Here is a 13,513-nt window from a genome sequence, read left to right on the forward strand (position 1 = left end):
TCCTTTTAACATACAAACACGAAACCTAAAGATTTTAGATGAGACACATTATTAACAAAGTTCTACTATTTACACTAACATTCTGTATTATAACCGTAAAAATTTCTGCACAAACTACCGGAGAAGGTAAAATTAGCGGCAGAATTCTTGATGCACAAACCAACGAAACTATTCCTTTTGCTTCTGCTTTATTATTAGATAGAAAAACCAAAGCCAACGTTAAAATTATTCAAAGTGATGTTAATGGTGCTTTTACCATAACAAATATCCCCAATGGGGTTTACACTTTTAAAGCTAGTTATGTAGGTTTTCAAACCATGGTTAGAGATTCGGTATCAATTTCAAACACAGTTAAAACTGTAAATTTTGGCGATATTAAAATGAAACTATCCAAAGGAAATTTACTAAATGAAGTAACCATTAATGCGCCTAAAGCTACCATGCAACTGGGTATAGATAAAAAAGTATTTTCTGTTGATCAAAGTATTGTGAGTGAAGGCGGATCTGCAACAGATTTACTACAAAATGTACCGTCAGTACAAACTGATATTGAGGGTAACGTAAGCCTACGTGGTTCATCTGGTGTTAGGGTTTTGATTGATGGTAAACCATCATTAATTGGTGGTGGTAACGTTGCCCAAATACTACAATCTATACCGGCAAGCTCAATTGAAAGTGTAGAGCTAATTACAAATCCGTCTGCAAAGTACGATGCTGAAGGGCAATCAGGTATCATCAACATTGTTTTAAAGAAAAATAAAAAACTAGGGTTTAATGGCTCTTTAGCCTTAACTGGCGGAAATAGAGAAAATTATAATGCAAATACTAGTTTAAGCTTTCAAAACAGTAAAGTGAACCTTTTTGGTAATTATAGTTATCGTCATGGATACAGAATTGGGAATGGTTTTAACAATATTACCTATTTATCTCCAACTACAACGGGCTTAGCTTTTACCAACCAAAATAATGATTCGAGAGATTTAAACATGGGCCACAATATAAAAGCTGGCTTAGATTATTACTTGGCAGAAAAAACGACAATTAGCTTTGCCGCTGGCTATAACAACAGAACCGGCGATGAAAGTGAATTGTTAAACATTAATCAGTTAGGGATAAATTTAAATCCAATCTCATTAAGTAACCGAACTAATGATGAAACACAAAAAAACAACAGCTACGATTTAAACTTAGATTTTTCTCAAAAATTTAAAAATCCGAAAGAAGAAATTACGGCTAACTTTAGTTTTTCTGAAGGAAATAACGATAATTACCAAATTTACAACACCAATTTTTTTAACAGCAACGGCAATGCCATTAACGATTTAGATATACAACGTACCGATCGCGATAGCTATAACAAAAACTACACTGCCCAAGTTGACTATATCAAACCACTTGGTGAATTTGGAAGATTAGAAGCGGGCTATAGAAGTCAGGTTAGGATATCTGAAAGTTACACATTTGCAGATCAATTGAGCCCGGTAGATGGCAATTTTAACTTTAACTATGCATTAAGCAATGATTTTAATAATAAAGATCAAGTTCATGCCGTATATGCAAACTATCAAAACCAGATTAAAAACTTTGGTTATCAGCTTGGTTTAAGAGCAGAAGACGCATTGTTAGAGACGCAATTAGGCGCTTATGATATTAATTCTAACATCAATTTCACCCCCGGTAAAGTAGCTTATACCAGAATTTATCCGAGTATTTTCTTAACCCAGAAATTTAAAGGCGAACAGCAAATACAAGCAAGTTATAGCCGTAGAGTGAACAGACCGCGTGGATGGGATACCAATCCATTTTTAGATGTTTCTGACCCGTTTAACTATCGTCAGGGTAACCCAAACTTACAACCAGAAGATGTGCATGCATTTGAGTTAAGCTACAGCAAATTTTGGGATAAGTTCTCAGTAATTTCTTCTGCATACTTGCGCCAAACTAATGATGTGATCCAAAGAATTAGAACAGAACCAGATCAAAACGGTATAACCATTACTACGCCACAAAACTTAACTCGCAATATTGCAAGCGGTTTAGAGTTAATTGGTAAGTTCGATTTATTTAAAAAATGGAACTTTACTGCAAACATTAACCTTTACCAAAGCAAAATACAAGGTGTACCTGCTTTCGGTATTTTAGAAAACTCTGGCTTTAGTTATAATGCCAATTTAACCAATAACTTTACCTTACCTTACGGAATAACTTTACAAATTAGAGGCGATTACCGAGCAAGAGAAGTGATGGCGCAAGGTATTCGCAGAGCGATGTACGGACTTGATGGTGGTGCAAAATACGATATCAATAAAAAAGCAAGTTTGAGCTTGAACATTAGAGATATTTTTGCCAGCAGAAGATGGCAAATGGAAACAACAGGTACAACATCTGTAGTAGATTTTAGCAGATTATGGGGTGGTACACAGGCTAACTTAACTTTTTCATATCGTTTTGGAAAAACTGATTTTATGCCAAAAAAAACCAAAAAACCAGATGAGCAGAACAATAGACCAGATGAAGAAACTTTTTAATATTTTTTAATTACCAATTGAAAACGCTACTCCACTATTTTTTTTCATTAATGCTGGTTTTGTTTACAGCAATAAATGGCTATGCTGCCGAAAAAGGTATTATTAGAGGTAAAATTGTTGAAGAGGTTGGCGGATTAGCAATTCCTTTTGCAGTGGTTTCGGTTTTTGAGGCAACTGCAGAGCAACCTTTGCAAACCATCCAAACAGATGAGTCTGGCATTTTTAAATTCATCAACCTAAAACCTGGCATTTACAAAGTAAAGGTGAGTTACATCGGTTTTACTTCTTTATTTGTTGATGATGTTACCATAACGCCAAAAGATTTGGACAAAAATTTAGGCAATTTAAAACTAGCCAGCGAACAAAGTAACCTTAACGAAGTGGTGATAACCGCCCAAAAACCCGTGGTAGAGTTTGGTGCAGATATGATTACCTACAATGTTGGCGCTTCTGTTTTAGCCGAAGGTAGCACCGCAACCGATGTACTTAAAAACGTGCCTATGGTTACGGTTGATATTGATGGAAAAGCAAGCATTGCTGGCAAAAGAAGTACTCGTGTTTTTATAGATGGAAAACCGTCTGAGTACATGACAGCTAACATTGCTGACTTGCTCAATGTGTTACCTTCTGATGCGATTGATAAAATAGAGGTGATGACAAATCCACCGGCAAAATACTCTGGCGATGGAGAAGGCATTTTAAACATTGTAATGAAAAAAGGCTTTAAAGTGGGTTTTAATGGCAATGTTGGTGTTAACGTTGGCACCCAGGGCAATACCAACGCAAACGGAAATGCATCTTACAAAGGCAAAAACTATAATTTAAGTGGCAGTGCGGCTTATCGCCATAATATTGGCAATGGCAATAGCGAAAGTTTTAGAACTAACTTTTTCCCCGATACCACTTTTTATTACAACCAATTCAACAATTTCGACAACACCAATAATGGAGGTAATTTTAGGCTAGGCTTCGACTGGGACATCAATCCAAAACAAAATTTACGGATATCTACAAACTATAATGCCAACAGCAGCGATCGTCAATCGGGTAATCAATTTTACTACCTTAATGAAGATTATATAGAAACCCGCTTACGTAACCAATCTAATTTGGGCAATGGCAACAACAAAAATTTCGTTTTTAATTCAGATTATAGTTTACAAACCGATACTAGCGGTGGCAAATTGCAAATTGGGATTACTTTAAACACCAACTCAAATAACGATTTTTCCTCATTTAATCGAGCTTTTGCTTTTCCGGCTAATTTAAATCCTACTTTACAACAAAACCAAAATGAAATTGCGAATGATGGATTAACATTTAATTTAGATTACGATAAACCTGTTTTTAAAAAACGCGATCGCATTGAGTTTGGTGTAGCTTACAATTACCGCAAAAACGAAAACGATTTATTTGTAGAAAATTTCAATTTTGCAACCCAACAATTTGTAACCAATCAAAAACTAAGTAATAAATTCTTTTTCAAAGAAAATATTTTAGCAAGCTACGCATCATATAATTACCGCAAAGAAGGTTGGAGTTTAAAAGGCGGTTTAAGGGCAGAATATACAAATGTAAACTTCGACCTTTCTACTGGCCAACAATACAATGTAAATCCATATTTAAGTTTATTTCCTAACGTTTCCATCAATCGTTTCTTTAAAAAGCGTTACAACTTGGGCGCAACTTATAGCGTTCGTATCAATAGACCGAGAGAAAACGCCTTAAATCCGCAAATTAACAATGCCGATTCGCTAAATATCTCTTACGGTAATCCGAACCTCGATCCTAATTATACGCACCAAATGGATGTAAGTTTTGGCGCATTTGGGCAAAAGTGGTCTTTTACACCACGTATTTCTTATTCTATTAGTAGCGGCGTTATCGAAAGATATAGAATTGTAAATGCAAACGGAATTTCTGAAAGCACTTTTGATAACGTGGGTTCAAACACCAGAATTGCACTTTGGTTAAACGGAAATTTTAGACCTACCAATAAAATAACGGCCAACGGAAGCTTTAATATTGTACAAGGTAAATATTCATCAACTTTAAATTCATCGCTAAACCGAGATGGATTGAGTTATGGCGCAACTTTAGGTTTATCAATGCAATTGCCGTATAAAACTGCCTTCGAATCGAACATCAATTACGCCAACAACATTAACGCACAAGGTCGCAACAAAGGCTCAATCATTAGCAGTTTTGGTGCCCGTAAAAGCTTTTTCAAAAACACTTGGTCGGTTCGCGTAAGCACCAGCGATCCTTTTGGCCGTAGAAATAACAACTCCGTAAGCCAAGGGTTAAATTTTATTTCTCAAAACTTTTCTACCAACAACTCTAGCAATTTAAACCTTAGCTTAAACTATCGTTTTACCAAAATTAAATCTACTAAACCAACCATACCGCCCCCGCCTAGCAAACAATAATTAGAAAAGCAATGCCTGTAGCGTTTGGGAAATTTCAGTCCGGCTCTGCGCTATATCCCCGATAATCCTGTAAGAAAAGGAAAGCAAACCATATTTAAATCGGGGTATGCCGCTGCAATCCGGTTTATTAAATCAAATACAGAAGAAGAAACAATCATTTCTAACAAACGCACATAAAAACTGGGTAAGTATCTGTGTTCATCCATTTCATCTGTGGTTAATGTATTGAGCAAACAAAGCATAAAAATTGCCCGTCGAACCGAGGCAAGCCCTAGCGATAGGAACAAAACTTTAGCAATTCTTAACCATACTGAATGACAAAAACTTCTAATAATTAAAAAATTCATCAAACCTCCGTATCTTGCACACATGAGCGAAAGCAACCCTTGGCAAGTTTTAAACAGTAAAGAAATTTACGACAACAATTGGATTAAACTCACCGAGCATCAGGTGATAAATCCATCTGGTGGCAAAGGCATTTATGGCGAAGTTCACTTTAAAAACATCGCCATTGGCATTTTACCATTAGACGAAGCTTATAACACTTGGCTAGTCGGGCAATACCGTTTTCCTACCAAAAATTACAGCTGGGAAATTGTTGAAGGAGGTGGGCCGGTTGGCAGCAATCCTTTAGAAAGTGCAAAAAGAGAACTTGCTGAAGAAACTGGCTTAACTGCTAACCATTTTATAGAAATACAACGCATGCATCTTTCTAACTCAGTAAGTGATGAACTGGCAATTATTTACATTGCAAAACATTTGCAGTTTGGCGAAGCAACACCAGAAGAAACTGAACAATTGATAGTTAAAAAGCTACCATTTACCGAAGCCTACCAAATGGTTATAGATGGTTTAATTACCGACAGCATAAGTGTAGCTGCCATTTTAAAAACAAAAATATTAATACAAGAAGGAAAAATTTAAACACGATGAGCAAATTTTTTGGGTACATATTTACACCTTTATTTTACCTCTTATTTTTTGGTTTTTTATGCATCTTCCATCCTATACAATGGATATGTTTTAAATTTTTTGGCTACAAAGCACACAAATCATCAGTAGATGTGCTGAACTTTTTTTTAACGTATACCAATTGGTCGTTATTTAATTCGGTTACGTTTGTCAATCAGCAAAATCTACCTGCTAACCAGCCAATTATTTTTGTGGCCAATCACCAAAGTATGTACGATATACCTGGCATGATTTGGTTTTTACGCAAGCATCACCCTAAATTCATTTCAAAAATTGAGTTAACTAAAAACATTCCATCCATTTCTTATAATTTACGTGTAGGCGGTGGAGCAAACATCGATAGAAAAGACAGTAAACAAGCTGTTGCGGAACTGATTAAACTCGGCAGAAGGATGAAAGAAAATAACTGGAGCACCGTTATTTTTGCAGAAGGAACTAGGGCCAAAGATGGTAAACTAAAACCATTTCAGGTTGGTGGTATTGCCACGCTTTTAAAAGTTGTACCAGATGCGCTATTGGTTCCTATAGCTATTGAAAATTCATGGAAGATTGTACGTTTTGGAATGTTCCCGTTAACAGTTGGCAACCCTATTAAATGGACAGTTTTAAACCCAATAGATAAAACAGATAAAAATGCCGAAGAAATTGTTTTAGCAGCAGAGAATGCAATAAGAGAAAAATTAAATCAACCAAAAATTATTGATTAACAAACTGTTGGGAGAGACGGCTTCAGAAGAAAATATATAGATATGTCACGCTGAGCGTAGTCGAAGCGCAACTATAGGTCTTCAACTACGCTCAGACTGACTAAATTTTGAAAGATTAACATTAAATCTTTAGACAAACGTTGGCGAGGACGCTAACGTGAGAACCTAACCACCAATAACGCATCCCTTGTTGGCATACAACAGTAGCAAACGAAACACCATGAAATTATTTCCACACATTTTCATCTTCTTTTTAAGTTTTTCCTTATCGGCCAATGCCCAAAAGAAAAACCCAAACAACACTTTACTTTGGGAAATTTCTGGCAAAGAATTAACTAAACCATCATACCTTTTTGGCACTTACCATTTTGCTGATAAAGGCTTTGTAGACACAATGAAAGTGGTAAAGCAGAAATTAACGGCTGCCGAAACAATTGTTGGCGAACTTATTATAGACCAAACATTAGGTATGAAATTAATGCCTTTTATGTTGATGAATAACAATACATTAGATAAATTACTGAATGAAAAAGAATATCAATTGGTTGATAATTATTTGAAAAAACTTGGTAAGTACAATATTAAAATGTTCAATAATTTTAGTCCGATGGCTTTGCAAACATTAATCTTGCAACTTACATCTCCTAAAACATTTACTGCCACAAACCCTGCTATAGATCAATACTTTCAAGATTATGGAAAAGAAAATAAAAAAGAATTAATTGGTTTAGAAACTGTAGAAGAGCAAGGAGCAGTTTTGTTTGGCAGTAGTTTACAAAGGCAAAAAGAAATGCTGGTTAAATATGTAAAGCAGGAGAAGAAGAATAAAAAAGTAGCTGAAAAGTTGTATAAAGATTACATCAAACAAAACTTAACAGCAACCGAAAAAACCTTTACCAAATTAGATGATTTTACGCCTGAAGAAGCTGACCGTTTATTAAAAAATCGAAATGTAAAATGGCTAGAGAAACTACCATCAATTATGCAAAACAAGAGTTTATTTATTGCCGTTGGTGCCGGACATTTGGTGGGTAAAGATGGTTTAATTAATGGTTTTAGAGCAAAAGGTTATATCGTTAAACCCATTGCTACAAATTAATAAAGTTCTTTATCATTCCTCTCTACAGCGGCAGAAAGGAATGAAAAAGTTTGCAACAGTCTGCCCCTTCGGCAAGATTTAGAGGGGGATTATATATTCTTTCCGTCTATCAATCTAAAAAACACATCTCTATAAGTATCCCCTACCGGGATGATCTTACCTGCAATTGCAATTCTACTACGTTCAATGCTTTCAATTTTATCTAAGGCAATGATATAAGATTTATGCACACGAATGAAATCACCTTTTGGTAAAGTTTCTTCCATTTTTTTCATGTTTTGTAAGGTAATCACTCGCTCTGTTTTGGTAAATATAGAAATATAGTCTTTAAGCCCTTCGATGTATAAAATATCATCAAGCTGTATTTTCTGAATTTTATGCTCTGTTTTAACAAAAATAAAATCTTGTACCTGTTGTGGCGCAGGTGCAGATACAAAACTTTGTATTTGTGGTGGTTCTGGAGCTGCTGCAGGCTCGGCCTTTTGCATTTGGTTATGTACTTTTTCTACCGCTTTGTAAAAACGATCAAATGCAATTGGCTTTAATAAATAATCAGAAACATTTAAATCATAACTCTCTAAAGCATACTGAGAATAAGCCGTTGTTAAAATGTAATTGGCTTTACCACTAGCAATTTTTAAGAACTGGATACCAGTTAAATCTGGCATTTGGATATCTAAAAATACCAAATCTATGCCACCAGCTTGCACTAACTGTAAAGCTTCAATAGCATTTTCGGTACGTTTTACCAGTTCTAAAAATGGAACTTTCGAAACATAATCTTCAATTATATCAAGCGCTAAAGGCTCATCGTCAACGGCAATACATTTTAAAATCATAAGTCTAGCATCAATTCTGTAGTGTAATGGGTAGCCGAATTTACAATATTTAATTTATACCTTTCGGGATATAATAATTGTAATCTTCGTTCTACGTTATTTAGGCCAACCCCGCCCATGGCATCTTTATTGGTTTTGCTTTTTTTATTGCTTACACTAAAGTGTAGTATTTTTTGGTTGGCTATTATGTTAATTTTTATCGGATCATTTGCATCATTTGCCACACCGTGTTTAAATGCATTTTCTACAAAAGAAATTAAAATCAGTGGAACAATTTTTTGTCCATCAATCTCACCATTTATGGTAATATTAACTGCAGCACCATCTTTAAACCTCAATTTTTGTAACTCTACAAAACTGGTTACATATTCAACTTCTTTACTTAAATCTACCCAACTGTCATTACTCTCATAAATCATATATCGCATAATTTCTGAGAGCTTTAAAATGGCATCGGCGGTTTTTTCTGATTTTTGGTAAGCTAAAGAATAAATATTATTTAAAGAGTTGAATAAAAAATGTGGGTTCAATTGCGATTTTAAAAACTGTAATTCCATGTCTTTTTTCTCACTTTCTAACTTACGTTGTATCCGCTCATTCGAAAACCAATCTGCTGCAAACTTTAATAAAGAACTAATTACGATAAAAAATCCGCTCATAAAAAGCGCTTGCAACATATACACGTTATAGCTTTTTACTTGCAAACTATTTCCAGACTTATACTCTAAAATGACTTCTGGATATAGCACTGCTATGCCTAACTTTATAAATACGCTAACGCAGAGTAAGCTGATAATGGCAACTAGAAATAGCCATGCCTTTTGCTTAATCTTAATAAGATTTGGTATCAAAATAAAATAATTGATATAAAATAACGATACGTTAATTAAGCCATAGAAACCAAATTCTACGCAAAGCTCAAACCAATTGAGTTTATTCGGTGCCATGGATACTCCAGTTACGATAACTGCAAGAATTAACAGCCAAAAAATCACGTTTAAGATAATTTCACCTTTACTTTTCATCAATTTAAATTTTTACGATAACCGTCTAATTGGTACACAAAGTAAATATTTCATTTATTTTTAGGGCTTACTTTCGACGAACGGGCATTTTTTTTCTACCAACCGACCAATAAATACAACCATCTACAAAACTACCTTTTTTGGCTGTTTATCTATAATAAAATGCACTTGGTCTAAAAGATTTTAGCAGGTTTTAATTAATTATTCTATTTGTTCAACAAAACAAAACAACTATAATAAACCTAAATAAAAAGATCATGAAAAAGTTATCAAACGTATCGCCTTTCTTACTTTTATTGTTTCCTGTATTTATTATGATGGTATTAGCTTTTGCTACTAGCACTGCTAACATTCAAGATGAAGAAGTTATGGCTAAAACCTCAACTCCTACAAACACAATTGTTAAAGCTACAACTGCTATTTTAAAATAAGCATGAGCAACTACGCAATAGAAACGGTAGGCTTAAACTATAACTTCGGTGCACAAGCTGTTGTTAAAAACCTTTCGCTACAAGTACCAAAAGGTAGCATTTATGGTTTTTTAGGCCCAAATGGAGCTGGTAAAACCACTACCATTAAAATTCTATTAAATCTACTTCAATCTCCAACCGATCAGGTATTTATTTTTGGCAAAGAGATTAACAGTAATCGTATTGCAAGCCTAAAAAGAATGGGCTCATTAGTAGAGCAACCTGCTATTTATGGCCACTTAACGGGAAAAGAGAATTTATTAAACCGTTGCATCCTTTTAGGAATAAAAAAAAGCAAATGTGCCGAAATGCTAAGTTTAGTTGGCTTAACAGATGCAGCCAATAAAAAAGCTGGCAAATATTCTTTAGGGATGAAACAGCGTTTAGGAATTGCTTTAGCCTTAATATCAGATCCAGAATTGTTATTGCTAGATGAACCAACTAATGGTTTAGATCCTAACGGGATTATAGAAATTAGAAACCTAATGATTGACTTAACTGCTAAGCATGGTAAAACCATATTGGTATCTAGTCATTTACTAGCAGAAATAGAAAGAACCGCCACACACGTTGGCATAATTAATAAAGGCGAGTTGTTGTTTCAAGGCACAATTGGTGCTTTACAAGATTTAAGCAAACCAGCTATTAAAATAGAAGCAGATAATCAAGAAAAAGCAATTAGCCTATTAAAAGCTGAAGGTATTGAAACCATTCATCATGATGAATCAACATTGTCAGTTGCCTATAGTGATAAAGTAGCCATGGGAAAAATTAATAGTTTATTGGTAAATAATGGTGTTTCGGTTTATAGCATTTCAAAAGAAAGAAAAGACTTAGAAAATCTATTCTTAGATATCACATCTAAAAATTAAGGCTCATGCGTTCATTATACATCTCATATATTTCAGAATTTTACAAATCTCGTAAAACACTTGCTTTTTGGGCAGCTATTATTTTACCATTAATAATATGTGGTTTGGTAGCATTCGGTTTTTACTCTGGTTCAGATAAAGTATTAAAACAAGGTTATCAAGGCATGATATTGTGGGGTCGTTTTAGTGGTGCGGCTTTAAATGTTATGGGTATGCTTATTCTTCCATTTTATGTAATGTTTATGGCCTTTTCGGTTAACAACATAGAACATAAAAACGATACTTGGAAAACACTTTTTGCCCAACCACTAAATAAGTTTTCTATATATGCAGCTAAATTTCTATATGCAGTAATGCTATTGTTAATCTGCTTAGTATTATTTGCTGTTTTAACTTATGCTAGCGGATATTTGCTGCAAGTGTTAGTGCCAAAATACGCTTTTACAGACTATAATCCGATGGTAATTTTAACCAAGTTTTACACAAAACTATTTTTGGCTTCTTTAGGCATATTGGCCATTCAATTTGTTTTGAGTTTAATATGGTCTGATTTTTTAAAACCAATGGGAATTGGTTTTATTGGAACCATTGCAGGCATTATAACAGCAAATGTTGGGTGGGAGTATGCATACCTTATTCCATATAGCGACCCAACTTTGGCGCTTAGAGTTACCAATGTTGCCACAAGCAAAAGCCCAGAAGACTTCCCAATTTTTACACAAGAAATTTGGGTAAGCTTAGCAATTGCAGCAGCAATGTTTATAATCGGTTACTTCATTTTATTGAAAAGAAATATCAAATAAAGATTTTAGTTTAGTTTTTAGTTAATAAGGGTGGTGGATGCTGCCCTTTTTTGTGAAATTTACTTTGACAAAATTTTATACATTTTGCCCGTGTTTGTCAAAGTTAATAATGCATAAAAAAATTTAGAGTAATTTCTTTGCGCTCTTCGGTTTCTTAGCGGTAAGTCTTAAAAACCTTGACAAACTACATGCACTAAGCTTACAAGTTTGTCAAAGTATCTTACCTACCCGGTCTTGGTGTAACAACTAAACTCTCATGCCCGTTTTCATCTACAGATTGTACACCGAAATAATAATTATCTTTTGAGTAAGCTATTGAAGCTGAGGTCTCTTTAACAAAAATTTTCTTCTCCCAAAACGGACTAGTTGTTTCTCTCATTAAAACATAATAACCTGCCGGAGATTTTCCCTTTGGAGCATCCCATTTTAATGCCGTTTTATTGGTTAAACCAGAAGTTAAAACCACTACATTTTCTGGCTCCTGAGCAGACCAAGCTAAATTTGCCATCACCGCTAAATTCATACGTGTTACTTTTTGCAAATAATTATAATCAACATATTCTGGTAAATCGCCAAACTTAAATCCGTTCTCTGTTCTGATATCCTGATGTTGTCTGTTAAAATCTTCATTCATTTCGGTAATCCGCACTGCGGCAAAACCTTGTTGAGAGAATGGAGTATGATCTCCACCACGTAGAAAACGATCTCTCCTGTAAATCAGTTTCACATCCAGCTGATCTACATATCGCTCTGCAACTTCTTTAATATACCTTGCTGCTTGACGAGCTTTACCATCATTGTCTGTACCCGCAGATTGCCTAGCTGCTACTTGGGCTAGCGTTTCTAAAGGAGATACACCTTCACTAAAAACACGAACACTTTTATTGTCCTTAATGTCAGTTTCCATACCATAAGAGTTACCAACAATATCGTTATTCATCAACAAGTGAACATTCCAACCTTCTTCTTTAGCTCTTTTTGCCAAATTGGTTGCACCATATAAACCTTGTTCTTCGCCAACCATGGCAACAAAAACAATTGTGCAATTATATTTTTGCTTACTCATGATACGAGCCATTTCCATAACTGCTGCCACACCAGATGCATCATCATTTGCTCCAGGGGCGAAATCTTTTGCATTCATCACATCGGTTACTCTCGAATCATAATGACCAGAAAGCATTAACATCCTTTTATCATTAGGATCTGTGCCTGGCAAAATTGCCATCACATTTTTAAGCACAACCGGAGCGGTAATTCTTCTACCATCGGCGGCTTGCGTAAAAGTATCAAACGAAACCTGCAAACGGCTCCCACTTTCTTTGCTGTATTTTTCAAACTCACTTTTAATCCAGTTTCTGGCAGCACCTATACCCGTGGTTTTACTCAATGTATCGCTTAACGTATGGCGAGTTTGAAAGGAAACCAATTTATTTACAATGTTTTTTAAATTTACTTCAGAAACCTCACTAACTTGATTAGATATATTGATATCTCGAAATATGGTTTGTTGAGCATTTGCCCGACTAAAAAATAATGCTATAAACAAGCAAGAAAAACTAATATATTTCATTATTGGAGATTTTTATAACTGTAAAAATATGAATAGAAAGGTACAATTATTTATCATTAACTGTAAATTCACCAACAATAATGATACAATTGTGTAATTAATTAAACCAAACTCACCCCTCAACTAAAAATTGTTTTCGCAAAACCAAAAAATTAGCTGCGTAATACAGTTTAAGTTCAAAAAACGGATTAAAACT

General features: G+C 34.6%; 11 protein-coding genes. 8 read left to right on the forward strand and 3 right to left on the reverse strand.

Annotation, left to right across the window (positions count from 1 at the left end; translation table 11 throughout):
* The first annotated feature begins 38 nt into the window (after nt 1-38).
* The 5 genes from AC07XU_RS03745 to AC07XU_RS03765 all read left to right on the forward strand — a co-directional run bounded on the left by AC07XU_RS03745 (nt 39) and on the right by AC07XU_RS03765 (nt 7,735).
* On the forward strand, nt 39-2,528 hold the full coding sequence (locus tag AC07XU_RS03745; RefSeq protein ID WP_494942282.1) for a TonB-dependent receptor: 2,490 nt from the start codon (nt 39-41) through the stop codon (nt 2,526-2,528).
* A gap of 50 nt (nt 2,529-2,578) precedes the next feature.
* Nucleotides 2,579-4,957: a TonB-dependent receptor gene (locus AC07XU_RS03750; protein WP_494942283.1), complete on the forward strand. Its 2,379-nt coding sequence runs from the start codon at nt 2,579-2,581 to the stop codon at nt 4,955-4,957.
* 369 nt (nt 4,958-5,326) lie between these two features.
* Complete coding sequence (locus AC07XU_RS03755) at nt 5,327-5,881, forward strand: NUDIX domain-containing protein (protein WP_494942284.1); 555 nt, start codon at nt 5,327-5,329, stop codon at nt 5,879-5,881.
* Between the two features lie 5 nt (nt 5,882-5,886).
* Entirely contained in the window at nt 5,887-6,636 is a 750-nt protein-coding gene (locus AC07XU_RS03760) for a lysophospholipid acyltransferase family protein (protein ID WP_494942285.1), read from the forward strand.
* A gap of 220 nt (nt 6,637-6,856) precedes the next feature.
* The gene (locus tag AC07XU_RS03765) at nt 6,857-7,735 is read left to right on the forward strand and encodes a TraB/GumN family protein (protein WP_494942286.1); all 879 of its coding nucleotides are present in this window, start codon (nt 6,857-6,859) and stop codon (nt 7,733-7,735) included.
* Nucleotides 7,736-7,824: 89 nt separating this feature from the next.
* Here AC07XU_RS03765 and AC07XU_RS03770 read toward each other — a convergent pair whose 3' ends face one another.
* Together AC07XU_RS03770 and AC07XU_RS03775 are read right to left on the reverse strand one after the other, a co-directional pair.
* Nucleotides 7,825-8,574: a LytR/AlgR family response regulator transcription factor gene (locus AC07XU_RS03770; RefSeq protein WP_494942287.1), complete on the reverse strand. Its 750-nt coding sequence runs from the start codon at nt 8,572-8,574 to the stop codon at nt 7,825-7,827.
* Complete coding sequence (locus AC07XU_RS03775; protein ID WP_494942288.1) at nt 8,571-9,599, reverse strand: sensor histidine kinase; 1,029 nt, start codon at nt 9,597-9,599, stop codon at nt 8,571-8,573. The genes AC07XU_RS03770 and AC07XU_RS03775 overlap by 4 nt, the downstream gene beginning before the upstream one ends.
* Nucleotides 9,600-9,856: 257 nt before the next feature.
* Between AC07XU_RS03775 and AC07XU_RS03780 the strand changes: the two genes are divergently transcribed.
* From AC07XU_RS03780 to AC07XU_RS03790, 3 genes are read left to right on the forward strand one after another with little or no spacing between them, the layout of a single operon-like run.
* Nucleotides 9,857-10,030 (forward strand): hypothetical protein, encoded by a 174-nt coding sequence (locus tag AC07XU_RS03780; protein ID WP_494942289.1) that lies wholly within the window; start codon nt 9,857-9,859, stop codon nt 10,028-10,030.
* A gap of 2 nt (nt 10,031-10,032) precedes the next feature.
* On the forward strand, nt 10,033-10,941 hold the full coding sequence (locus tag AC07XU_RS03785; RefSeq protein ID WP_494942290.1) for an ABC transporter ATP-binding protein: 909 nt from the start codon (nt 10,033-10,035) through the stop codon (nt 10,939-10,941).
* A 5-nt stretch (nt 10,942-10,946) separates the two neighbouring features.
* The gene (locus AC07XU_RS03790; protein WP_494942291.1) at nt 10,947-11,744 is read left to right on the forward strand and encodes an ABC transporter permease; all 798 of its coding nucleotides are present in this window, start codon (nt 10,947-10,949) and stop codon (nt 11,742-11,744) included.
* A 220-nt stretch (nt 11,745-11,964) separates the two neighbouring features.
* On the opposite strand, the gene AC07XU_RS03795 is transcribed toward AC07XU_RS03790, so the two are convergent.
* On the reverse strand, nt 11,965-13,317 hold the full coding sequence (locus AC07XU_RS03795; RefSeq protein ID WP_494942292.1) for a M20/M25/M40 family metallo-hydrolase: 1,353 nt from the start codon (nt 13,315-13,317) through the stop codon (nt 11,965-11,967).
* Nucleotides 13,318-13,513 lie beyond the last annotated feature (196 nt).

Source organism: Pedobacter sp. GW456-11-11-14-TSB4 (assembly GCF_059424425.1).